Origin of the sequence: Streptomyces sp. NPDC059248, assembly GCF_042753905.1 — a bacterium.
Taxonomy (GTDB): Bacteria; Actinomycetota; Actinomycetes; order Streptomycetales; family Streptomycetaceae; genus Streptomyces.
Window position 1 is genome coordinate 126,684 of the sequence record NZ_JBHYZV010000002.1, and the last position, 20,711, is coordinate 147,394.

The 20,711-nt window shown below is 73.0% G+C and carries 20 protein-coding genes, 1 tRNA gene and 1 pseudogene; 9 read left to right on the forward strand and 13 right to left on the reverse strand.

The features are described 5' to 3' along the window. Positions 1-6 precede the first annotated feature (6 nt). The 3 genes from ACFXG1_RS01555 to ACFXG1_RS01565 all read left to right on the forward strand — a co-directional run bounded on the left by ACFXG1_RS01555 (position 7) and on the right by ACFXG1_RS01565 (position 2,821). The gene (locus tag ACFXG1_RS01555) at positions 7-591 is read left to right on the forward strand and encodes a TetR/AcrR family transcriptional regulator (protein WP_384714786.1); all 585 of its coding nucleotides are present in this window, start codon (positions 7-9) and stop codon (positions 589-591) included. Positions 592-667: 76 nt separating this feature from the next. Further along, positions 668-2,011: an MFS transporter gene (locus tag ACFXG1_RS01560; RefSeq protein WP_384714789.1), complete on the forward strand. Its 1,344-nt coding sequence runs from the start codon at positions 668-670 to the stop codon at positions 2,009-2,011. A 51-nt stretch (positions 2,012-2,062) separates the two neighbouring features. Then, positions 2,063-2,821 carry an SDR family NAD(P)-dependent oxidoreductase gene (locus ACFXG1_RS01565; protein ID WP_384714807.1) on the forward strand — a complete coding sequence of 253 codons (759 nt, stop codon included), beginning with the start codon at positions 2,063-2,065 and terminating at the stop codon, positions 2,819-2,821. A 60-nt stretch (positions 2,822-2,881) separates the two neighbouring features. Here the strand turns inward: ACFXG1_RS01565 and ACFXG1_RS01570 are convergent, their stop codons facing one another. Continuing rightward, a complete protein-coding gene (locus ACFXG1_RS01570) occupies positions 2,882-3,808 on the reverse strand; it encodes an NADP-dependent oxidoreductase (protein ID WP_384714792.1) in 927 nt (308 codons plus the stop codon). A gap of 151 nt (positions 3,809-3,959) precedes the next feature. Here ACFXG1_RS01570 and ACFXG1_RS01575 point away from each other — a divergent pair, with 151 nt between their 5' ends. After that, on the forward strand, positions 3,960-4,685 hold the full coding sequence (locus tag ACFXG1_RS01575; RefSeq protein WP_384714795.1) for a TetR/AcrR family transcriptional regulator: 726 nt from the start codon (positions 3,960-3,962) through the stop codon (positions 4,683-4,685). Positions 4,686-4,756: 71 nt separating this feature from the next. Here the strand turns inward: ACFXG1_RS01575 and ACFXG1_RS01580 are convergent, their stop codons facing one another. Together ACFXG1_RS01580 and ACFXG1_RS01585 are read right to left on the reverse strand one after the other, a co-directional pair. Continuing rightward, positions 4,757-6,178, reverse strand: a complete 1,422-nt coding sequence (locus tag ACFXG1_RS01580) for a sulfatase (RefSeq protein ID WP_384714798.1) — start codon at positions 6,176-6,178, stop codon at positions 4,757-4,759. A gap of 173 nt (positions 6,179-6,351) precedes the next feature. Further along, a complete protein-coding gene (locus ACFXG1_RS01585; protein ID WP_384714801.1) occupies positions 6,352-6,444 on the reverse strand; it encodes a putative leader peptide in 93 nt (30 codons plus the stop codon). Positions 6,445-6,793: 349 nt separating this feature from the next. On the opposite strand from ACFXG1_RS01585, the gene ACFXG1_RS01590 reads away from it, so the two are divergent. Together ACFXG1_RS01590 and ACFXG1_RS01595 are read left to right on the forward strand one after the other, a co-directional pair. Then, positions 6,794-6,997, forward strand: coding sequence for a cold-shock protein (locus tag ACFXG1_RS01590; protein WP_384740208.1), 204 nt, complete (start codon positions 6,794-6,796; stop codon positions 6,995-6,997). A gap of 169 nt (positions 6,998-7,166) precedes the next feature. Next, positions 7,167-7,592, forward strand: a complete 426-nt coding sequence (locus ACFXG1_RS01595; RefSeq protein WP_384720588.1) for a hypothetical protein — start codon at positions 7,167-7,169, stop codon at positions 7,590-7,592. Between the two features lie 165 nt (positions 7,593-7,757). On the opposite strand, the gene ACFXG1_RS01600 is transcribed toward ACFXG1_RS01595, so the two are convergent. Next, a tRNA-Pro gene (locus ACFXG1_RS01600) sits at positions 7,758-7,834 on the reverse strand. A 115-nt stretch (positions 7,835-7,949) separates the two neighbouring features. On the opposite strand from ACFXG1_RS01600, the gene ACFXG1_RS01605 reads away from it, so the two are divergent. Continuing rightward, positions 7,950-8,429 carry a DUF309 domain-containing protein gene (locus ACFXG1_RS01605; protein ID WP_384720591.1) on the forward strand — a complete coding sequence of 160 codons (480 nt, stop codon included), beginning with the start codon at positions 7,950-7,952 and terminating at the stop codon, positions 8,427-8,429. On the opposite strand, the gene ACFXG1_RS01610 is transcribed toward ACFXG1_RS01605, so the two are convergent. Then, on the reverse strand, positions 8,415-9,026 hold the full coding sequence (locus ACFXG1_RS01610) for a lactate utilization protein C (protein WP_384720600.1): 612 nt from the start codon (positions 9,024-9,026) through the stop codon (positions 8,415-8,417). The genes ACFXG1_RS01605 and ACFXG1_RS01610 overlap by 15 nt on opposite strands. Before the next feature lie 171 nt (positions 9,027-9,197). After that, positions 9,198-9,569: pseudogene (locus ACFXG1_RS01615) on the reverse strand (hypothetical protein); the annotation flags it as partial. On the opposite strand from ACFXG1_RS01615, the gene cobF reads away from it, so the two are divergent. Further along, on the forward strand, positions 9,562-10,317 hold the full coding sequence (cobF, locus tag ACFXG1_RS01620) for a precorrin-6A synthase (deacetylating) (RefSeq protein ID WP_384720594.1): 756 nt from the start codon (positions 9,562-9,564) through the stop codon (positions 10,315-10,317). The pseudogene ACFXG1_RS01615 and the gene cobF overlap by 8 nt on opposite strands. A gap of 226 nt (positions 10,318-10,543) precedes the next feature. Here cobF and ACFXG1_RS01625 read toward each other — a convergent pair whose 3' ends face one another. The 3 genes from ACFXG1_RS01625 to ACFXG1_RS01635 all read right to left on the reverse strand — a co-directional run bounded on the left by ACFXG1_RS01625 (position 10,544) and on the right by ACFXG1_RS01635 (position 13,148). Beyond that, the gene (locus ACFXG1_RS01625) at positions 10,544-11,125 is read right to left on the reverse strand and encodes a YdeI family protein (protein ID WP_384740212.1); all 582 of its coding nucleotides are present in this window, start codon (positions 11,123-11,125) and stop codon (positions 10,544-10,546) included. 63 nt (positions 11,126-11,188) lie between these two features. After that, positions 11,189-12,448, reverse strand: coding sequence for an epoxide hydrolase family protein (locus ACFXG1_RS01630; protein WP_384740215.1), 1,260 nt, complete (start codon positions 12,446-12,448; stop codon positions 11,189-11,191). A 61-nt stretch (positions 12,449-12,509) separates the two neighbouring features. After that, positions 12,510-13,148, reverse strand: a complete 639-nt coding sequence (locus tag ACFXG1_RS01635; protein WP_384740265.1) for a LysE family translocator — start codon at positions 13,146-13,148, stop codon at positions 12,510-12,512. Positions 13,149-13,305: 157 nt separating this feature from the next. Here ACFXG1_RS01635 and ACFXG1_RS01640 point away from each other — a divergent pair, with 157 nt between their 5' ends. Next, complete coding sequence (locus ACFXG1_RS01640) at positions 13,306-14,802, forward strand: MFS transporter (RefSeq protein ID WP_384722512.1); 1,497 nt, start codon at positions 13,306-13,308, stop codon at positions 14,800-14,802. A 13-nt stretch (positions 14,803-14,815) separates the two neighbouring features. Here the strand turns inward: ACFXG1_RS01640 and ACFXG1_RS01645 are convergent, their stop codons facing one another. The 4 genes from ACFXG1_RS01645 to ACFXG1_RS01660 form a co-directional block, all read right to left on the reverse strand. Next, positions 14,816-17,320, reverse strand: coding sequence for an ATP-dependent Clp protease ATP-binding subunit (locus tag ACFXG1_RS01645; protein ID WP_384740218.1), 2,505 nt, complete (start codon positions 17,318-17,320; stop codon positions 14,816-14,818). A 195-nt stretch (positions 17,321-17,515) separates the two neighbouring features. Beyond that, the gene (locus ACFXG1_RS01650) at positions 17,516-18,337 is read right to left on the reverse strand and encodes an IclR family transcriptional regulator (protein ID WP_384740221.1); all 822 of its coding nucleotides are present in this window, start codon (positions 18,335-18,337) and stop codon (positions 17,516-17,518) included. Between the two features lie 101 nt (positions 18,338-18,438). After that, positions 18,439-19,884 (reverse strand): MmgE/PrpD family protein, encoded by a 1,446-nt coding sequence (locus ACFXG1_RS01655; RefSeq protein WP_384718094.1) that lies wholly within the window; start codon positions 19,882-19,884, stop codon positions 18,439-18,441. Beyond that, a complete protein-coding gene (locus ACFXG1_RS01660) occupies positions 19,881-20,711 on the reverse strand; it encodes a cyclase family protein (protein WP_384718096.1) in 831 nt (276 codons plus the stop codon). Before ACFXG1_RS01660 ends, ACFXG1_RS01655 begins: the two co-directional genes overlap by 4 nt.

Sequence of the window (20,711 nt, forward strand, 5' to 3'; positions counted from 1 at the left end):
CGCCCTGTGGCCAGGACCAAGGAATTCGATCCGGACGCCGCGCTGCAGTCGGCTCTTGAGCTGTTCTGGCGGCGCGGTTACGAAGCGACGTCGATCACGGACCTCGTCGAGCATCTCGGCATCGGCCGCGCCAGTATCTACGCGACCTTCGGCAGCAAGCACGAGCTGTTCCTGAAGGCCATGGACCGGTACGCCGAGCTGCGCGACCCGCTCCTCCTGGCCGAACTGTCCCAGCCGGGACCCGCGTTGCCCGCGGTACGGGCGGTGGTGCGCAGGTTCGCCGCGGAGGCCGCATCGCCGGCCGGGCGGCTGAACGGCTGCCTCGTCACCAACACCGCGGCCGAGCTGGCCCCGCACGACCCCGCGGCGGCCCGCCGGGTCGAGATCGGCTGGGATCGCGTCGAGACCCTGCTGCACTCCGCGCTCGTTCGGGCCCGGGCCCGGGGCGAGCTTCCCGAGGAGCGCGATCCGCGCGCGCTGGCCCGCATGCTGCTCGTCCTATTGCAGGGCATCCGGATCGTCGGCAAGGCATCGAACGACCCCGCGCGGGTGCGGGACGCGGCCGAACAGGCACTGACCCTGCTGGACTGACATGCACACGGGAGCCGTTGGGCTCCCTTTCGCATGCCCGAATAATGAACCGATCGGTCAAAAATCAGGGGGAGACATGACCGTCACGGACACCACCCGCGTCGCCGTCACACGGCACCGCCGGGCCTTCGTCCTCCTCGGCGGCGTCCAGATAACGCTGATCTTCACACTCGCCGCGATCGCCGTACCGCTGCCCCGCATCGGAGACGAATGGGCTCTGGAGCGGGCCGATCTGATCCTGCTCAGCGCCGCCTACGGACTGACCTTCGCCGGGCTGGTGCTCTTCGGGGGGCGTCTCGCCGACCGCTACGGCGGGCGGCGCGTCCTCACCGCGGGCCTCGTCCTCTTCGCCGCCGCGTCGGCCGCCGCCCTGCTCGCCCCCGGTATTTGGACCCTGCTCGCGGCGCGCTTCGCGCAGGGCGCGGGCGCGGCCCTCGTCGCACCGGCCGCCATGGCCGTCCTGCGGGCCGTCTTCCCCTCCCCCGCCGCGTACGGCAGGGCGATGGCCACCTGGGGCGGGCTCTCGGTGCTCGGCGCGACCGCGGGCAATCTGCTCTCCGGTGTCGTCTCGGCGCTGCTGTCGTGGCGTTGGACCTTCGCCGTACCGCTCGTGGTGGCCGTCGTGGCCCTGGCCCTCACGCCCCGGCTGCTGCCGGACACCGCGCCGAACCGGGGCAGGAGTCTCGATCTGCCGGGCGCCCTGCTCGCCACCGCCGGGATCACCCTGGCCGGTTACGGGCTCGTCGTCACCGACGCCCACCCCTGGTCGTCGGCGGGTGTGCTCGTACCGCTGCTCGGCGGGGCCGCGCTGCTGACCGCGTTCCGGTACACCGAGCGCCTGGCCCGCGACCCGCTGCTGCCACCCGGATTCCTGCTCGACCGGCGGCGGGCCCTCGCCCTCACCGCCGTCGCCCTGAGCGCCTGCGGGACCGCCATGACCTTCGTGGTCCTCTCGCTCCACCTCCAGCAGGGGCGCGACTGGTCGCAGTTGCAGACCTCGGCCGCCTTCGTGCCGTTCGCCGTCGCGCTGATCGCCTCGGGCCGGGCCGCGGGACCGCTCATCGGCCGTTACGGGGCCGGAGCCGTCACGACCGCCGGGCTCTCCACGGCCGCGGCCGGGCTCGCCCTCCTCGCGCTCACCGGGCTCGACCCGCACATCTCGTACGCGTACGGACTGCTGCCCGGCCTCGTCCTGCTGCCGGCCGGCGCCGCGGCCTCGTTCGCCGGAGCCGCCGTACTCGCCACCGAAGGCGTACCGCCACAGCGGACCGGCCTCGCGGGTGGCGTGCTGAACACCGCGATGGAGTTCGGCCCGACCGTCCTCTTCGCCGTCCTGCTCACACTCGGCGGCGATGCCTCGTCCCTGGCCGCGACGGGGGCCGCACTCGCCGCCGTCGCCCTCCTGAACCACCGCGCGTAAAGCGTGTTGCAGAAGGCTTTGGCAGTCCACCACTTCATGGGAGTCACCACGATGAACCGCTTCACCGGCAAGACCGTCCTCGTCACCGGCGCGGGCTCCGGCCTCGGCCGCGCGATCGCCCTCGCCTTCGCCGCCGAGGGCGGGTCCGTGGTCGCCGCGGGACGCACCGCGGCGTCCCTGGACGTGACCGTCGGCCTCGTCGGGGCGGCCGGCGGCACGGCCGTCGCCGTCACCGCCGATGTCACCGACTCCGGCAGCCTCCACAACCTCGTACACGAGACCGTCACCCGCTTCGGCGGACTGGACATCGCGGTCAACAACGCCGGGATACTCCGCGGCACCGTCCCCGTCGGCGAGGTGACCGAGGAGGACTGGGACGCGGTGCTCCGGACCAATGTCACCGGCGTCTGGCTGGCCATGAAGCACGAGATCGCGCATATGCGGGAGAACGGCGGCGGAGTCGTCGTCAACATCTCCTCCAACCTGGGCGCGCATCTGCGGATCCCGGGCTTCGGCGCGTATCTCACCTCGAAGGCGGCGGTCGCCGCGCTGACCCGCGCCGCCGCCCTCGACCACATCCACCAGGGCATCCGGATCAACGCGGTCAGCCCCGGCGCCTCCGACGCCCCCATGTCGCTGCGGCCCGGCGAGACCGCGGCCGACCGTGCCGAGCGGGTGCGGACGGAGAATCCGCTCGGACGGGTCGCGAAGGCCGAGGAAGTGGCGGCCGCGGTGCTCTATCTCGCCTCACCCGCGGCCGGCGCGGTCGTCGGCACCGACCTGGTCGTCGACAGCGGAGCCGCGGCCTGACGCCCCGCTTCGGGCCGCTGGTCGCGGCCCGAAGTGTCCGTGTGTCCGCGTGTCCGCGTGTCAGGGCACGGTGATGACGATTTTGCCGCGCGCGTGGCCGGTGGCGCTGACGTCATGGGCCGCGGCGGCCTCCTTCAGCGGGAACACGGCGTGCAGCGGCACGGTGAGGCGGCCGTGGTCGGCGAGGTCGGCGGCGAGGGGGAGTCCCGCCCAGCCCGGCGAGTGTCCGGCTTCGGAGCGGGAGAACCGCACCCCGTGCCGGTCGGCGTCGAAGTCCGCGATGGTCACCACGCGGTGCGGGCCGCCGACGACGGCCACCAGTTCGGCGAGGGAACCCTTGCCGGCCGCGTCCAGCGCCACATCGACACCGAGCGGAGCCAGTGGGGCCAGGCGTTCGGCCAACCCGGGCCCGTAGGTGACCGGTACGACGCCGAGCCGTTCGAGGAAGCCGTGGTTGCCTTCGCTCGCGGTGCCGATCACGGTGAGGCCGCGGGCCCGGGCGAGTTGGGCGGCGATGGTGCCGACGCCTCCGGCGGCACCGTCGATCAACAAGGTCATGCCTTCGGCGGCTGCCAGCGCCTCCAGCACACGTGTGGCCGAGTCGATGTTGCCCGCGGCGCCACCCGCTTCCTCGAAGGACCACGAGTCGGGCTTGGACGCCCACGCCTCCAGTACGGCGTACTGGGCCGCGGCGCCGCCCTGGTCCGCGAAGGGGACGAGGCCGAAGACGGCGTCTCCCACGGCGGTGCCGGTCACCCCCTCTCCCACCTCGTCGACGATTCCCGCGGCGTCCATACCGGGGATATGGGGGAAGTCCACGGTGGCGATGTGCCGGAGCATCCCCGAGCGCAGGTACCAGTCGGCAGGGGTGACTCCGGTGGCACGCACCGCGATACGGACCTGCCCCGGCCCGGCGTGCGGCTCTTCGGCCTCCTCCACGCGAAGGACCTCGGAACCGCCGTAGCGGTGGTATCGCACAGCAAACACGGAAAACCTCCGTACACATGGCACGTCGTTCGGCGGGAGGACTCACGGCCGCAACCTCGGCGGCAGCGAGCCGACCGCGGGACACCGCGGTACCCGAGCACGCTAACCGGCTGAACGGTCCAACCCTTCCGTTGGTGATTAAGTGGGAGACATGCCTGCCCGACTGCCTCGGAACGCGTCCCCCTCCGACTCGGGACCTCCCGCCTCAGGACCTCCCGCCTCAGGACCTCCCGCCCCGGGACCTCCCGCCCCGGGGCAGCGGGCCGACGCCCGGCACAACCGCGCCCGGCTCCTCCGGGCCGCCCGCGAGGCGTACGCCCTCGACGGCACCGACGTACCCTCCAGCACGATCGCCCGCAGGGCGGGCGTGGGTGCCGCCACCCTCTACCGGCACTTCCCGACCCGCGGCTCGCTGATCGCCGCCGCGTTCGCCGAGCAATTCGGCCGGTGCGTCGCGGCCCTCGACGAGGCCCTTCAGAACGACGACCCCTGGCACGGACTTCGCGACGTCCTCACCAAGGTGTGCGCGATGCAGGCCCAGGACCGCGGGTTCAGCGCCGCGTTCCTCTCCCAGTTCCCCGACGCGCCCGACGTCCACCGTGAACGTGCCCGCGCCGAGGCGGGCCTCGCCCGGCTGGTACGGCGCGCGAAGGACACCGGACAGCTGCGCGAGGACTTCGACCCCAGCGACGTCACCCTCCTGTTCCTGGCCAACAACGGCGTCGTAGGGGACTCCCCCGCGGCCTCCATGGCCGCGTCCCGCCGCCTGCTCGCCTACTTCCTCCAGTCCTGCCTCGCGACGGACGCCCCACCTCTCCCCCGGCCCGCGCCGCTCGGCCTCGACGACCTCTACAGGGCACCGCGTCGAACGGAGTGACCGCAGGCGCCCGCCGGGGCGCACACACCCCTGACGTGGGTTGATCGCCGGGGCCGGTGGAGCGGGGCCGCTCAGGTGGCGTACGGCAGCAGCCCTTCGTCGATCCGCTCCCACGCCGTCCTCAGCTCCGCGAGCAGTTCGGGCCGTACGGCGGACTTGTCGGCCTGCTCGCGGATGTCCTCCGACAGGCGGTGGAGGCGGTCCCTGCCGTCCTTGCCCCGGTAGTACTTCCACTCGCCCCGCCGCAGCGCCCGCTCCCCCCGGACCCGCCAGAACAGGTCGCGCGGGGGCACCTCGGTGCCGTGCAGCAGATGGCCCGCGAGGCTGACGCCGTCGAGGGGGTACGCCGGATGGGGGCGCGCGCCGCCGATGTCCAGGAGGGTCGCCGTCCAGTCGGGGGAGTACACGGGGACCCGGCTGACCTGGCCGCCGTCGATCCGCGCGGGCCAGCGCAGGATCGAGGGCACCCGGATGCCGCCGTCCAGGAGGGAGCCCTTGTTGCCGCTGAGCGGCCAGTTGTACGAGAACCGTTCGCCGCCGTTGTCGCTGGCGAAGAACACCAGCGTGTCGTCCTCCTGCCCGGACCGCTTCAGGGCCGTGAGCACCTGGCCGACCGAGCGGTCGAGGTCCTCGACCATCTGCCGGTACTTCGCGAGCGAGCCCCCGTCCTGGTGCCGCAGCGCGCGCCGGTCGCCCGCCTCGATCCGGCGGACGATCTCGGCACCGGCCTCCTCGTCGCCGTCGGCGATCCACGGCCAGTGCGGGGTGGTGTAGTTGAGGTTGAGGAGCCAGGGGGTACGGCCGTGGTCACGGCTCACGTACTCGACCGCCCGTTCAGTCAGGATCCGGGTGTAGTAGCGCAGGTCGCGGTATTCGGCGTCGCCTTCGTAGAGGTCGTACTCACCACTGGAGCTGAGTTTGGAGTAGTACTCCAGCGCCCCGCCGAAGTTGCCGAAGAACTCGTCCCAGCCGGACCGGGTGGGGCTGTAGTCGGGCAGATAGCCGCAGTGCCACTTGCCGATCAGGGCGGTGCGGTACCCGGCGTCGCCCAGGAGTGAGGCGAGGGTGGGATGGGTGGGTTCGAGCCCGGCCGACCGGTCCGCTATCGGCTCGGCGAGCCCGCCCTTCGTACGCCCCGGATAGCGTCCGGTGTAGAGGCTGAACCGGGTGGGTGAGCAGGTCGCGGAGCCGCTGTACGCGTCGGTGAACCGCACGCCCTGCCGGGCGAGCCGGTCCAGATGCGGGGTACGGATCTCCGGAGCCCCGTACGAGGACAGATCGGCCCAGCCGAGGTCGTCGCCCAGGATGAACAGCACATTGGGGCGGCGGGCACCCCGCCCGCGCGCGGGGGCGGCACGGAACGGGCGCTCGGCGGGCGGGGTTCCGGCGCTGTCGGCGGCGGCGTCGGCGGCGGACAGCCCGAGGGATGCCACGGCCCCGGCGGCGGTACCGCCGAAGGCGCGCCGGGACAGGGACGGGTCGAAAGAGGTCACAGGGGTGCTCCAGGGCAGGAGTACGGGCTCCGCGGGACGCCGGGCGGCGCGCGGAGACGGGGGATGCGGGAACCCGGAACCGGGAACGGGGTCGCCGAGATGAAGGGGGGAAGATCCGGGGCGTACCAGATCAGTCGGAAGACCGACGGAGCCTCAGGGGGCGGCGGGGCGCGTCAGACGCGGCGACAGATGGCGCTCGCGACACGGACCAGGTCGACGTGGCGGCGCTCCACAAGACGGACCCGCGGGTCACCCAGTGGCTGCATGGCTCCAGACCCTTCCCGATGCCCCTCCTCCTGTCAACGCCCCGCCCCGCCGGTGTGCCCTTGCCGGCCCGCGCCATGGACGCGACGACACGGCCGGAATCCGGGCGGCCGGCAACGGCGAGGATGGTCGGGCCGGTGGACTTGCACACGTGATCCTGAGCAAACCTGCTGTGCACGCGGGGTTACCGGTGTAGCGTGAGGGTCAGCTGTCGTGGTTCCGAAGTACCGGTCGCCCGTGTGCATGCTCACGGGCGATTGTGCTGTTCAGAGTCTCTGAGGACCAGGGCGATCACCTCCGGACTCCCGCAGGGTGCGGGAGACGGCTTCGAGTCCCCTTGGAGGACACAAAATGGCCAGCGGAACCGTCAAGTGGTTCAACGCGGAAAAGGGCTTCGGCTTCATCGAGCAGGACGGTGGCGGCCCCGACGTCTTCGCCCACTACTCCAACATCGCCACCTCGGGCTTCCGTGAGCTCCAGGAGGGCCAGAAGGTGAACTTCGACGTCACCCAGGGCCAGAAGGGCCCCCAGGCGGAGAACATCACCCCCGCCTGAGCCCGCACCTACGGCACCCGCCCGGCGTTTCCCGCCGGGCGGGTGCCGTGGTGCGTTTCCGCCACTCGCCGCGGCGATCGGGATCCACCGCCGGCCATGGCCGGAATGATCACCAGCGGCGGAGGCCGGTCTACCGGTGCCCTTCGCGGAACCGCGAGCGGTGTGTTCGATGTCCCTCCGTCCCGTGAACACCCTCAAGCCGGGAACTCGCGCCCGTCTCCCCTGGGCGGGAGCCGCCGTGTTCGGAGCCGCCGTGGGATACGGCGGCTGGTCGCTGACCGTCTGGGCCCGCCTCTACTGCGAAGGGGGTGGCGACGCGGGGGGAGGCTTCGAGCTCACTCTGCTGCTTCCCCTGGTCATGGGCGCGGGAGTCCTTTCCGCGGTCGCGGCCTTGTTCCTCGGCCGGCGCCTGACCCGCCGTGCCCCGAAAGCCGCCCGGATCCTGACCCCCCTCCTGCTGATGGTTGTCTCGACGGTCCTGTTGGCCTGGTGGGTCTTCGCGACCCGAGGCACCCTGGACGGCTACCCCAGCCACACGGGCCTGTGCCCCACGAGCAACATTCCGCCACAGTGGCCCGACTGGATCCCCGCCTGACCCTCCCCGCCAACGGAAACCCGGCCGGCGCCACCCTCCCGACCGGGGCGGAGACGCGCGCTCTTCCTCCCGGCCCGCCCTGCCCGTGTCCCCTCATCGGTCCCCAAGAACGACGGAAAGGCGGTACCGGATTTCTCCGATACCGCCTACGACCTGCGAAAACGCTGGTCGGGACGACAGGATTTGAACCTGCGACCCCTTGACCCCCAGTCAAGTGCGCTACCAAGCTGCGCCACGTCCCGATGTCCGCCCTGCCGGTCGGTCGGCCGGGCTCGCAGGGAAGACTTTACCCCACTCGGCAGGGGGTTCCGTCACGGTGGCCTGCGGGCCGGGGTGGTTCTCGGGGAGAATCGGGGTGTGGAGAGGACACCGAGGGACCGGGACAGTGAAGGGCGCGCCCGGAGCGCGCGGCCCAGGGACGGGCTGGGACGCCCGCTGCCGTACGGGCGGGCGGGGGTGGAGCGGCAGGCCGAGGGGGTGGTGCGGGCGCCGCGGGAGAGTCTGCTGGAGGCGCAGCGGCTGCTGGACGAGGGGAAGCCGTTCCACGCGCACGAGGTGTTCGAGGACGCGTGGAAGACCCGGCCCGAGCCGGAGCGGGATCTGTGGCAGGGGCTGGCGCAGCTCGCCGTGGGGCTGACGCACGCGGCGCGCGGCAACGCGCTGGGCGGGGCGCGGCTGCTGGAGCGGGGGGCGGAGCGCATCTCGGGGTACGGGGATCCGTACGACGTCGATGTCTCGGGGCTCGCGGCGTGGGCCCGGGATCTGGCGGGGCGGCTGGTGGGTGGGGGCGGGCCGGTGGACGCGCGGGCCGAGGCGCCGCGGCTAACCCTCGCATAGGAGGACTTCGAGGCGGCGGGGGCCGTGGACGCCCTCGACCCGGTCGAGTTCGATGTCGCTGGTCGCGGAGGGGCCGGAGATCCAGGTCAGCGGGCGGGTGGGGGTGAGCCGGGGCAGGGCGTCGGGGACCGACGCCACCAGTTGCGCGGGGACGTGGACGACGCAGAGATGGAGATCCGGTACGAGGGTGAGCGCACGGCGGCCCTGGGCGGGGCCGCCGTCGAGGACGAGGGTGCCGGTCTCCGCGACGGCCAGGGCGCAGCCGCTGATCACGGCGTCCGCGCGGTCGAGGTCCCACGGGGTCAGGGGTCCTTCGTCGGTGAGCCGGGTGGCGTCGGTGTCGGTGAGCCAGTCGGCGGGGGTTCCGCCGGGGACGACGACGGTACGGGCGCGGTGCGCGGCCAGGATCCCGGCGACGAGGGCGGGCAGCGCGGCGGCCGTGGTGCGGTGGACCGCGGCCCGGTAGTCCGCCAGGCGCCGGCTCAGCAGTTCCGTCAGTGCGGCGGGGTCGCCGTCGGTGTGGCGTACGGAGTAGTCGCGGCGGATCTCCGGGGGCTCGGGCGCCCCGGCCACGGCCGCCAGGACCCGGGCGAGGATGTGTGTGCGGGAGTCCGTCGGGGCTGACGGGAGGGGGCGGCGCCGGACGGGGTCTTCTCGGCGGGGGCCGGGCCCGGGTGCTGTAGGCACCGGTGGCGGGGTCGGCTCGCGGTGCGTCCGCCACCAGGCGCGGAACGACCGCTCGGGAATGTGCGGCAGGGCACGGCCGGTGGTCCACGGCGCCGCGCCGGGCGGGCGGGCCGGGTGCAGGGCGCGGGTCGCGGCGAGGAGGCGTTCGGTGGCCGCGAGCACCGCCGGATGGTCGAGGACCAGGCCCGCGGCCAGGAACGCGGCCCGTTCGCGCCGGTGGCCCCGGCCGCCGCGGTCCGCGATCCGGGTCCGGAGCCGTACCAGTACCTCGGGGATGTCGATGGCGACGGGGCAGACGTCGTAGCAGGCGCCGCAGAGGGTGGAGGCGTACGGTCGCGATCCCGGTGTCCGGGTGGAGCGCGTCGGTGACGCAGGTGACGAAGAGGGCGACGCGCATGGTCGGAGGATAGGTCCCGTGCCGGGTCCGAAGGGGGAGGATCGGTGGATGCGCACGATGATGGTGATCGGTATCGGGGCGGGTGACCCGGAGGACCTGACGCTCCGGGCGGTGAAGGCGCTGAAGGCGGCGGACGCCTTTCTCGTCCTCGACAAGGGGGAGCGGGCGGCGGAGCAGACGGAGGCGCGGCGGCGGCTGCTCGACGTCCATCGCGAGCCGGGGTCGTACCGGCTGGTCGTGGTGGCTGATCCGGAGCGGGACCGGCGGGCCGCGGACTATCCGGCCGCGGTGGCCGACTGGCGGTCGCGGCGCGCGGAGCCGTACGAGCGGTTCATCGCGGACGAGCTGGGCGACGACGAGTGCGGAGCGGTCCTGGTGTGGGGCGATCCGGCGCTGTACGACTCCGCGCTGGGTGTGCTGGAGGAGGTACGGGAGCGGGGGACGGTCGACTTCGACGTCGAGGTGGTTCCGGGGGTGAGTTCGGTGTCGGCGCTGCTGGCGCGGCATCGTACGGGGCTGAACCGGGTGGGGCGCCCGGTGCTGATCACGACGGGCCGGCGGCTCGCCGAGGGCTGGCCGGAGGGGGTGGACGACGTGGTGGTGATGCTGGGCTCCGAGCCCTTGTTCACCGGCGGACTCGACCCCGACACGTCCGTCCACTGGGGCGCGTACGTCGGGACCGGGGACGAGATCCTGGTGGCGGGGCGGCTGGGCGATGTGGCGGAGCGGATCGCGCGGCTGCGGGCGGAGGCCCGGGAGCGCAAGGGCTGGATCATGGATGTCTGTCTGCTGCGCCGGAACTGATCCACCACGAGCGGTTCACGGGGCCCGCAGCCGGTTCTCCCACGGGCTCCGGCGGCGGTCCGGGTCATGGCCGTCGCCGGTGGAGTAGGAGCGGTCCCCGACCGGGACGGTGAGGACATCGACCCGCCGGAAGAACGGTCACCGCTCGACGGTGATCGTGGCGCCCCGCCATGTCCTCGCCGCCCCCTTTTCGCTCGGTCGCCCCGCGCCCCGGGTGCGGGCGCGGTCAGGTCCGGTGGCCCCGCGGGGGCTCCCCCGCGGCCAGCCGGGCCGTGAACACGGCGATCCGGCGGGCCCGGGTCTCCGGCCGCCGTGCCAGCTGGATGTCCGTGAGGATCCCGTAGGAGGCACCGCGGCCGAGCGCCGCGAAGGCCTCGGCCGCCGCCGGGACGGCGTCGAGGGCCGCCCGCAGATCGTCGGGGACCCGCGCGGTGCTCGGCGGATCGTAGGCGGCGGCCCAGCGGCCGTCGGCGCGGGCGCTTTCGATCCGGTCGAGTCCGGCGGGGCGCATCCGGCCCTCGCGGACGAGTTCCTCCGCGCGGGCGCGGTTGATCTTCGACCAGGGGCTGCGGGGCCGCCGGGGCGAGTGGCGCAGCGCCCACCAGCCGTCGGGAGTGTTGGTCGACGACGCCAGACCGTCGATCCAGCCGTGGCAGAGGGAGACGTCGAGCGCCTCGGCACGGGTGAGGGAGGTGGCGTCGGTGCCCTTCTTGGGCAGGGCGATCCACATCTCGGTGGCGGTGTCGTGGTGCTCCGTCAGCCACTGGTCGTACGCGTCTGCCGTGGCGAAGACCCGGGGCTGGTCCATGGGTCGTCCCTTCGTCGTCGTTGTCGTGCCGTGTCGTGTTGTGCCGGGCCGGCACGTCGGGGTTCAGGCGTGCGCGCGCGATGACCGGAAGAAGGCGCGGATGTCGTCGGTCAGCAGGTCGGGCTCCTCCAGGGAGAGGAAGTGCCCACCGCGGTCGAGTTCCGTCCAGCGGACGATGTGATGGTCCCGTTCGGCCCAGGGCCGGACGGTGACGTCGTGGGCGGAGAGGAGGACGGCGGTCGGAACGGTCCCGCGAAGCCCCCAACCGCCGCTGCCGTCGCTGCCGTCGTTGTCACCGGACTCTCCGGACTCGCCGGTGCCGTCACCGGTGTCCCAGGAGGCGGCCGAGATCTCCTCGTAGTAGATCTGCGCGGCGGACGCCGCCGTCCCGGTCAGCCAGTAGAGGGACACCTCCGTCAGCATCCGGTCCCGGTCGATGCTGTCCTCGGGCAGCCCCTCCTCCGGGTGGGTCAGCTCCTTGAACTTTTCGACCATCCAGGCGAGCTGCCCCACGGGCGAGTCGGTGAGCCCGTACGCCACGGTCTGCGGGCGCTTCGCGTTGCACTGGAGGTAGCCGTCGTTGAAGTTCTCCATCGCGAACCAGCGCCGCCGGTCGGCGTCGCCGAGGTCGTCGAACTCCCCTTCGGCGCCCACCGGGAAGGTGATCATGCCGTTGACATGGACGCCGATGACCCGGTCGGGGGCGTGCCGGCCGACGGCGGGGGCGACCCAGGACCCGGTGTCGTAGCCGTGGACGCCGTACCGCTCGTAACCGAGACGTTCCATCAGGACGGTCATGGTCCTGGCCATGGCGGCGGCGTCGGCTCCGGGGCCGGCCAGCGGGGTGGAGAAGCCGAAGCCGGGAAGCGACGGGACGACCAGGTGGAAGGCGTCGGCGGCGTCCCCGCCGTGTCCGGCCGGGTCGGTCAGCGGGCCGACGACGTCGAGGAAGTCGGCGAACGTCCCCGGCCAGCCGTGCAGCAGCAGCAAGGGGGTCGCGTCGGGGCGCTCGGAGCGGATGTGCAGGAAGTGGATCGTCTGGCCGTCGATCCCGGTCCGGAAGTGGGGGTATCGGTTGAGTTCCGCCTCCCGCGCCCGCCAGTCGTAGCCCGTACGCCAGTACTCGGCCAGCTCCTTCAGATATCCGACCGGTACGCCGCGGCTCCAGCCGACGCCGGGCAGCTCGGCGGGCCAGCGTGTGGCGGCGAGCCGGGCGTCCAGATCGTCGAGCCGCTCCTGCGGGATGTCGACGCGGAAGGGGTGGACGGTGGAATCGGCGGCGGGCGCGTGGTCCGCGCCCACGCCGGTGGCGGTGGTGTTCATGGGCCCCACGTTAGGAGGGCATGCGGTCAGCCACTGTCCTCATTGACCGGGGCGGTGGCTCTCAGTCCTGGCGCCCGGTGGCCGCCACCCCGACACCGAGTCCGATCATGGTGAGCCCGCCGACCCCGCCCACGGCGGAGAGCCGTCGGGGCGAGCGGGCGAACCAGTCGCGGGCCCCGGACGCCAGGAGGCCCCACACCATGTCGAGGGTGAGCGCGATGGCGCTGAAGACAAGACCGAGGACGAGCATCTGGACGGCGACCTGCCCCTGGCTCCGGTCGACGAACTGCGGGAGCACGGCCGCGAAGAAGACGATGGTCTTGGGGTTGGAGACCCCGACGACGAACCCCTCCCAGAACGTGCGGCGGCCGTCGGGGGCCGGGGCGGCGCCGGTGAACGAGGCGTACAGCGCGCCCCGTCCGCGCCACGCCTTCACGCCGAGGTAGACCAGATACGCGGCGCCCGCCAGCTTGAGCAGGGTGAAGACGAGGACCGAGCGCTCCACGACGGAGCCCACGCCGAGCGCGACGGCGACGATCAGCGCGTAGGCGCCCAGGGTGTTCCCGGCGACCGTGGTGAGGGCCGCGCGGCGGCCCTGCGCGAGTGCCCGTCCGACGACGAACAGCACGCTGGGTCCGGGGACCACGATCAGCACGAACGACAGGGCGGCGAAGGCGAGCAGACGTTCGGTGGACACCATGGGGGTCATGCAAGCACGGGACGTCCGGGGCGGCCAACGGTATTACCGCGGTGAAGTCCCCGCCCGGTGCCCGGACTCGCGGGATCCGCCGCGCGGTCATCACACGGCGCCGATATTCGATGGCATGTGATCGCCGAGGGGGATACTTTGCGCCCTCGTGACACGTGAATCAGTGGTCGATACAGCCGACAAGGCGTCCGGGGAGGGGCTGTTCTCCCGGCGGTACGCGACTGCCACGGCGACCTTCGCCGTGGTGATGTTCCTGGAGGGCTTCGCGGCCCTCGCCGTACTGCCGACCCTTCCCCTGGCCGCCCGTCAGCTGGACGGGGTCGCGCTCTATCCACTGGTCGCCGGGTGCTTTGTGGCGGCGAGCCTGATCGGCGGGGTGATCGGCGGCAGTTGGGCGGACCGCTCGGGGCCGTACCGTCCGCTCGCCGCGGGGATCGGGATGGCGGTGGTGACCCTGGTGATCTCCGGGACGAGCACCACGATCTGGCAGCTCGCGGCGGGCCGCTTCCTGGAGGGGCTGACCGCCGGAATGATCGCGGTGGCGGTCAACACCGCCGTCGCGCATACCTTCCCCGACCGGCTGCGGCCCCGCGCGCTGGCCCTGATGAGTACCTGCTGGATCGTTCCTTCCCTGATCGGCCCGCCGCTGGCCGGACTGGTGGTCGCCTGGTCCTCGTGGCGGACGGTGTTCCTGGGTCTCGCCGTGCTCAATGTGGTCCCGGCGATCGTCGTCGTGGTGATGCTGGTCCGCCGGGCGCGCGCCGCGGCGCCGCCCAAGAGCGCCGAGAGCCCCGAGAGCCCCGAGACTCTCGAGAAGGAGAAGGGGCCGCGCCCGCCGCTGCTGATCGCGGTGGCGGTCAGCCTGGGCGCGGCGCTGGCCCAGTTCGGGGTCTCCGCCTGGGACGTACCGCATCTGCTGAGTACCGGGGTCGGGGTGACCCTGCTGGTGATGTTCGCGCCGAGACTGCTGCCGCGGGGCACCGCACGGGCCGCGGCCGGGCTGCCGGTGACGGTGCTGCTGCGGGGGCTCGCGTCGGGGACCTACTTCACGCTGGAGGCGTTCGTTCCGCTGCTGCTGGACACGGAGCGCAAGGTGTCCCCCGTTCAGACGGGGATCGCCTTCACGGCCGCCGCGATCGCCTGGGCGGCCGGGTCGTGGTTGCAGGGCAAGTGGCTGACGCACTGGCCCCGGCACCGTACGGTCACGGTCGGCGCGGTCGTCATGGCGGCGGGTCTGCTGGTGGCGGTCGCCGGAACGTTCCCGGCCACGCCCCCGATCACCTCGGCGGTGTCCCTGGGCGTCGCGGCGCTCGGGATGGGCATGCTCACGCCGTCGGTGACCCTGCTCGCCCTCGACCACAGCCCGCCGGGCCGCGAGGGCGCGACCGGGAACGCGCTCCAGACCACCCAGAACCTGGGCCAGATCGTGGTGATGGGCCTGGCCGCCGCGCTCTTCAACGCGGGGCTGAGCTCGCCCGCCGATCCGCTGGTGGCGTACGGCGCGACCTTCGGTCTGCTGCTGGTTCCCGCGGTACTCGCCGCCGTACTGGCGGTACGGGCACGCACCGCCGGTACGGCGGACGGGGCGACCGGCGCGACTACTCCGGTGTCGGTGTCGGTGTCGGCGCCGGCCTCGACCGGCTGACGGGCGGTACGGCTCAGTCCGCGGGCTTCTCGTCCGCCGCCGGGGCCTCGTCGACGGAGAGCGCCAGCTCACCGTCGGAGGCGTCGGCGATCACGGTGTCACCGGGGCCGACAGTGCCGTCGAGGAGCATGGTCGACAGCCGGTTGTCGAGTTCGGTCTGGAGGGTCCTGCGCAGCGGGCGGGCCCCGAACTCCGGCTGATAGCCGCGGTTGGCCAGGAGTTCCTTGGCCGCGTCGGTGACCTCCAGCGCCACCTGCTGGGCACGCAGCCTACGGCGGCTGCGCTCCAGCAGCAGATCGACGATATGGACGAGGTCGGCGCGGGTCAGGGCGTGGAAGACGATGACCTCGTCGACCCGGTTGAGGAACTCCGGCCGGAAGTGGGTCTTCAGATCGGCCATCAGCTCGTCCTTGATCTCGGCGACCTCCCCGTGGTGGTCGAGGATGCGCTTCGAGCCGATGTTGCTGGTCATGATGACCACGGTGTGCCGGAAGTCGACCCGCCGGCCCTGGGCGTCGGTGAGGCGTCCGTCGTCGAGTACCTGGAGCAGCAGATTGAAGACGTCGGGGTGGGCCTTCTCGACCTCGTCGAAGAGGACGACGCTGTACGGTTTGCGGCGCACCGCCTCGGTGAGCTGACCGGCCTCCTCGTAGCCGATGTAGCCGGGCGGCGAGCCGACGAGCCGGGAGACGGTGTGCCGCTCCTGGAACTCGCTCATATCGAAGCGGACCATACGATCCGGGTCGCCGAAGAGCAGCTCGGCGAGGGCCTTCGCCAGTTCGGTCTTGCCGACGCCGGTGGGTCCGAGGAAGAGGAAGCTGCCGGTGGGCCGGTCGGGGTCGCCCATCCCGGCCCGGCCCCTGCGGACGGCCTGGGAGACCGCGGTGACGGCCTCTTCCTGGCCGACGACGCGTTCGTGGAGGGCGTCCTCCAGCTTCAGGAGCCGTTCGCGTTCGGTCTCGGTGAGCTGGGCGACGGGGATGCCGGTACGCGCCGACAGCACTCCGGCGATGTCGTCGGCGGTGACGCTCGCCGCCTCCTCCCGCTCCTCGCCCGCCTCCGCCAGCTCCTTCTCGGTCCGCCGGATGCTCTCCTTGAGGGCTCCGGCACGTTCGTAGTCCTCGGCGCCGACGGCCTCGTCCTTCTCCCGGCGCAGTTTGGTGAGCCGCTCCTCGATGCCGTTCGCCGGGGAGGGGCCGCCGACGTTGCGCAGTCCGACCCTGGCCCCGGCCTGGTCCATCAGGTCGATGGCCTTGTCGGGCAGGAACCGGTCGGTGAGATAGCGGTCCGAGAGCGCGGCGGCGGCGTCCAGCGCCTCGTCGGTGAAGCGCACCTGGTGGTGGGCCTCGTAGGAGTCGCGCAGACCGCGCAGGATCTCCACGGTCTCGTCGACCGTCGGCTCCGGCACCATCACCGGCTGGAAGCGGCGTTCGAGGGCCGCGTCCTTCTCGATGTGCTTGCGATACTCGTCGATGGTGGTGGCGCCGACGACGCTGAGGTCGCCGCGGGCGAGTGCGGGCTTGAGGATGTTCCCGGCGTCCATGGCTCCCTCGCCTCCCCCGCCGGCGCCGACGACCGTGTGCAGTTCGTCGATGAAGAGGACGACGCTCTTGTCGGCGGCGGTGACCTCGTCGATGACCTTCTTCAGCCGCTCCTCGAACTCGCCGCGGTACTTGGATCCGGCGACGAGACCGGGGAGGTCGAGAGAGACCACCCGGCGGTCGCGGAGGGACTTGGGGACCTCTTCGGCGACGATCCGCTGCGCCAGGCCCTCCACGATGGCGGTCTTGCCGACCCCGGGGTCGCCGATGAGTACCGGATTGTTCTTGGTACGCCGGGAGAGGACCTCCACGGTCTGCTCGATCTCGTCGGCCCGGCCGACGACGGGGTCGAGCCTCCCGCCGCGGGCCTCCTCGGTGAGATCGCGTCCGTACTGGTCGAGGGTGGGGGTGGCGCCGGCACCGCCCCCGGTTCCCCGGCTCTCGCCGGGCCCGCCCCTCGGCGGCGCCGCCGAGCCGATGGCGCCGGGCGGGAGGCCCTCGGAGCGCAGGGCGGCGGCGAGCCCGGAGCGGGGGTCGTCGGCGAGGGCGGCGAGGATGTGCTCGGGGCCGATGTAGGAGGCGCCCGACGCCCGGGAGCGGGCGTGCGCGGCGAGCAGGGCGCGTTTGGCGGCCGGGGTGAGACCCGGTTCGGCACCGCCGGTCCCGGTGGGCAGCGCCCGGGCGATGTCCTCGGCGAGCCGGTCGGGGTCGGCCCCCGCGTGCTCCAGCACCTGGCGTCCGGCGGGGATCCCGGTCGCCGCCCACAGCAGATGCGGGGTGTCGAGATCGGAACCGTCATCGGCGGCCCGCGCGCCCGCGGCGTTGAGCAGTTCGTGCGCCGATTCGCTGAGCAGCCGGCCGATGGGGACGCGCTGGACGGCGGGCGGTGACGCGGCGGGGCTCATCCCGAAGAAGCGGTCGAACAGGTCGGAGAACGGGTCTCCGGACCCGAAGGGCGAGGTCGTCACGGCGATCATCCCTCCGGGCGGGGGCGTGGAGGCGCGTACCGGCACCATTGTTCCCTCGCGGGGTGGGTCCTGCGACCTGAGCTCTTTCCGGAGCCGGGTCGCCGGGCGCGGCCGTCCGGAGTGCCGGGGTATGCCCTGCCCGGCGAGGTGGGGTGCCGACTGCCGGCCGTCGGCACTCCACCGCCACCCGCCGGAACGGCCCCGTTACCCCGGCTCGTGGCCCAGGCGGGCCGAGAGGCGGGTCACGGTCTCCAGGAGCGCCTCGGCGCAAGGGGCGGACCGGGTACGGAACCGTTCGCGGGGGCCGCTGACGCTGATCACGCCCACCGGGGTGCCGTGGTGGTCGAGGACGGGCGCGGCGACGGACGCCGAGCCCGGTTGCCGTTCACCCGTGGAGCGGGCGTAGCCCCGGCGGCGGATGGCCGCGATGTCCTTGCGGAGCGCGGCCGGGTCGACGCAGGTCGCGTCGGTCAGCGGGGTGAGGGCGGCCCGGTCCAGATAGTCGGTGATATCCTCGTCGGCGAGGAAGGCCAGGAACGCCTTGGACGACGCCCCGGCGTGCAGGGGGTAGGGGATGCCGAGCCGGACGGCCATGATGACCTCCCGGCTCGGGGTCACCTGGTCCACGTAGACCCGGCTGTCGCCGGTCCTGATGGAGAGGGTGGCGGTCTCGGAGGTGACACGGGAGAGCCGGGCGAGTTCGGGCGCGGCGATCCGGCGGACGTCGATACGGTCCAGATAGGCGAGACCGAGACGCATGATGGACAGGCCCAGGGCGTAACGCCGGGTCTCCTCGTCCAGCTCCACGAGGCCGCGCAGCCGCAGGGACGTCAGGATGCGGTGCACGGTGGGCTTGGAGAGCCCGAGCCGGTCGGCGATCTCGGTGACGCCGAGGGTGGCGGCGCCCGGCTCGGCGAAGAGGAGCAGGACGTCCGATGAGCGTTCCACGGTCGAGGCGCTCTGGCTGCCGCCGGACGCCGTCCGGGGCGGACGCTGAGTGGTGTCGGTGGAGGTGTCGGTCGGCATTGCGCGTCCCCTGCCCGTGGAGCGGTCGTGGTCGGTCGTGGTCGGTCGTCCGGCCGGGCCGGTGGTGTTCCGATTATAGGAACGCGGTTCCGCGGATCGGTTCACAGGGTCCGGTCGAACAGCGCGCCCGGATCACGCGCGGTCGCCAACGACCCTATGGCTTCGGCGAGTTGTTCCGCCCGCTCGGGGGTCGTTCCGCGCGTCGCGTTCAGCCGGAACTTGGTCAGCAGTTCGGCCCGGCCGAGCGGATGGCCGGGGCCGCCGCGCGAGGAGTCGACCCGTTTCTCCAGCCGGGCGCCGCCCTTGGTGCGGATCCGCAGGACGGCCGCGAAGGCGGTCGGGAAGATCTCCCCGGCGCGTTCGTCGGGAACGCAGCCGACCCGGGCGGCGAGCGCGAGCCTGCGCGGGTCGGCGAGGGTCTCCTCGGTGAAGTCGTCGAGGTGGACTCCGAGCCCGCCGCCGCCGAGCAGGGCGGTGGCGACGGTGAAGGGGCCGGAGAACTTGGCGTGGTAGGGGGTGCGCGGCCGGGTCTTCTCGGCCCGGGGTTCGGCGACGGTCCGCAGGGTGGGCGCGGCGAGGCCGAGTTCGGCCCAGGCCACGTCGGCGGGGTCGAGTCCCTCGGCGCGCAGGGCGAGGGCGCAGTCGATGGCCGGGTGGGTGAAGTGGTTGGTGGGGTAGGGCTTGTAGACGGTACGGAGGGTCTCCCACCGCTCGCCGAGGCCGCCGAGCAGGGCGCCGGCGTCCCAGGTGCCGTCCAGCCAGGCCTGGAAGAAGCCGAACCGGCCCTCCAGGACGGTGGGCGGTCCGGTGACGCCGGCGCGGGCCAGGGCCGCGGCCATCACCCCGGAGTGGGCCGCCCAGCCGCAGTGGATGCGTTTGACGGTGCCGCCGGTGCGGTTGGCCTCCAGGATGCCGGAGCCCATGCTCGCGGCGATGCCCATCGCGTCGGCGACGCCGTGCTCGTCGAGCCCGTGGAGGAGGGCGACCGCGGCGGCGGCGCCGAGCGTGCCGCAGATCGACGTGGCGTGCTGGCCCTTCTCGAAGAAGAGGGAGTTGCGCAGGTCGGGCAGGTAGGACGCCATGCCGAGGCGGTTGCAGATCTCGATCCCGGCGGCGATCGCGGCGGTCAGGGCGGCGCCGTCGGCCCGGGTCTCCTGGGCGGCGGCGAGGGCGGCGGGCACCACCGAAGCGCTGGGGTGGAGTACGGACGGCAGATGGGTGTCGTCGAAGTCGAGGGTGTGTGCGAGGACGCCGTTGACCAGGGCGGCCTGGGCGGCGGGTACCCGGCCGGCGGCTCCGATGACGCTTGCCGCCGGGGTGCCGCCCATGGCGCGTACGGTGTCGGCGACCGCGGTGGCGGGACCGCCTTCGGCCCGGCCGGCCAGACAGTTGCCGACCACGTCGAGGACCCGCCCGGTGATGTCCTCGGTGACTTCGGCGGGCAGTCCGGCGTCCCGGCAGCGCACGGCGAACCGGGCGAGCCGCTGGACCGCCGTACCGGAGTCGGCCGCGGTGTCCTCCGCCGCCGTCGGCGCCGTCGCGGTCATCGGCCCCCACCCCCGAGCGACTCGGCCGCGAAGTCCCGGGAATCCGGAGAGTCCGGGGAATCCGCGATGAGCGCCAGGGGCCGTACGGGCGCGCCCGTCGCGCCGACCACCGGCAGCGGGTTGAGGACGAGGGTGAACTCCCGGGCCCCGCTGTCCAGCAGGGTGTCCAGCTTCATCGTCTCGACGATGTTGATCCCGGACTCCACCAGCAGGATCCGGTGGACGGGCAGGGTGGCGTGCCCCCGCCCGGCGGCGAGGCGTTCGAAGGCGATGGTCTCGCCGCCGACCGCCCGCGGCCGGTGCCCGGCCAGCCAGCGCGCGGCGGCCTCGCCGGGGCCCGGCACCCCGTGCTCGTGGCCGATGAAGACCTCCGCGTCGGACCAGTGGCGGGACCAGCCGGTGCCGATGAGCAGGACGTCGCCGGGGCGCGGTTCGGCCCCGTCCGCCGCGCGTTCCAGATCGTCCGGGGTGATCTCGTAGCCGGCGGGCAGGACGGGCACCCCGTGGACGGCGGCCACGTCGAGGAGCAGACAGCGGCCCACGTACGGTTCAAAAGTGTCGATGCCCAGCGTGTCGAAGCCGAGATGGCCGGAGATGTCGGCGGGGCGCACCCCGCCGTACAGGAGTCCGTCCTGGGAGACATGGGCGAGGGCGTCGACATGGGTGCCGACATGGCCGCCCATCACGATGATCTCGTTGGCGGCGGAGCCGCCGTCGGGGCGGCCCAGGTCCCCGTGGCGGCGTTCGAGGGCCATCCGGAACGGCGGGTGGTTGGGCGACTGCGGCATTCCGCGCCGCAGGGGCTGGGCGAGGTCGATCGTACGCAT

What these genes read in the sequence shown, in the direction of transcription:
- ACFXG1_RS01560 (WP_384714789.1), top strand. Translation starts at nt 668, where the DNA reads ATGACCGTCACGGACACCACCCGCGTCGCCGTCACACGGCACCGCCGG.
- ACFXG1_RS01565 (WP_384714807.1), top strand. Translation starts at nt 2,063, where the DNA reads ATGAACCGCTTCACCGGCAAGACCGTCCTCGTCACCGGCGCGGGCTCC.
- ACFXG1_RS01575 (WP_384714795.1), top strand. Translation starts at nt 3,960, where the DNA reads ATGCCTGCCCGACTGCCTCGGAACGCGTCCCCCTCCGACTCGGGACCT.
- ACFXG1_RS01585 (WP_384714801.1), bottom strand. Translation starts at nt 6,444, where the DNA reads ATGCAGCCACTGGGTGACCCGCGGGTCCGTCTTGTGGAGCGCCGCCAC.
- ACFXG1_RS01590 (WP_384740208.1), top strand. Translation starts at nt 6,794, where the DNA reads ATGGCCAGCGGAACCGTCAAGTGGTTCAACGCGGAAAAGGGCTTCGGC.
- ACFXG1_RS01595 (WP_384720588.1), top strand. Translation starts at nt 7,167, where the DNA reads ATGTCCCTCCGTCCCGTGAACACCCTCAAGCCGGGAACTCGCGCCCGT.
- cobF (WP_384720594.1), top strand. Translation starts at nt 9,562, where the DNA reads ATGCGCACGATGATGGTGATCGGTATCGGGGCGGGTGACCCGGAGGAC.
- ACFXG1_RS01625 (WP_384740212.1), bottom strand. Translation starts at nt 11,125, where the DNA reads ATGGACCAGCCCCGGGTCTTCGCCACGGCAGACGCGTACGACCAGTGG.
- ACFXG1_RS01630 (WP_384740215.1), bottom strand. Translation starts at nt 12,448, where the DNA reads ATGAACACCACCGCCACCGGCGTGGGCGCGGACCACGCGCCCGCCGCC.
- ACFXG1_RS01635 (WP_384740265.1), bottom strand. Translation starts at nt 13,148, where the DNA reads ATGGTGTCCACCGAACGTCTGCTCGCCTTCGCCGCCCTGTCGTTCGTG.
- ACFXG1_RS01645 (WP_384740218.1), bottom strand. Translation starts at nt 17,320, where the DNA reads ATGATCGCCGTGACGACCTCGCCCTTCGGGTCCGGAGACCCGTTCTCC.
- ACFXG1_RS01650 (WP_384740221.1), bottom strand. Translation starts at nt 18,337, where the DNA reads ATGCCGACCGACACCTCCACCGACACCACTCAGCGTCCGCCCCGGACG.
- ACFXG1_RS01655 (WP_384718094.1), bottom strand. Translation starts at nt 19,884, where the DNA reads ATGACCGCGACGGCGCCGACGGCGGCGGAGGACACCGCGGCCGACTCC.
- ACFXG1_RS01660 (WP_384718096.1), bottom strand. Translation starts at nt 20,711, where the DNA reads ATGCGTACGATCGACCTCGCCCAGCCCCTGCGGCGCGGAATGCCGCAG.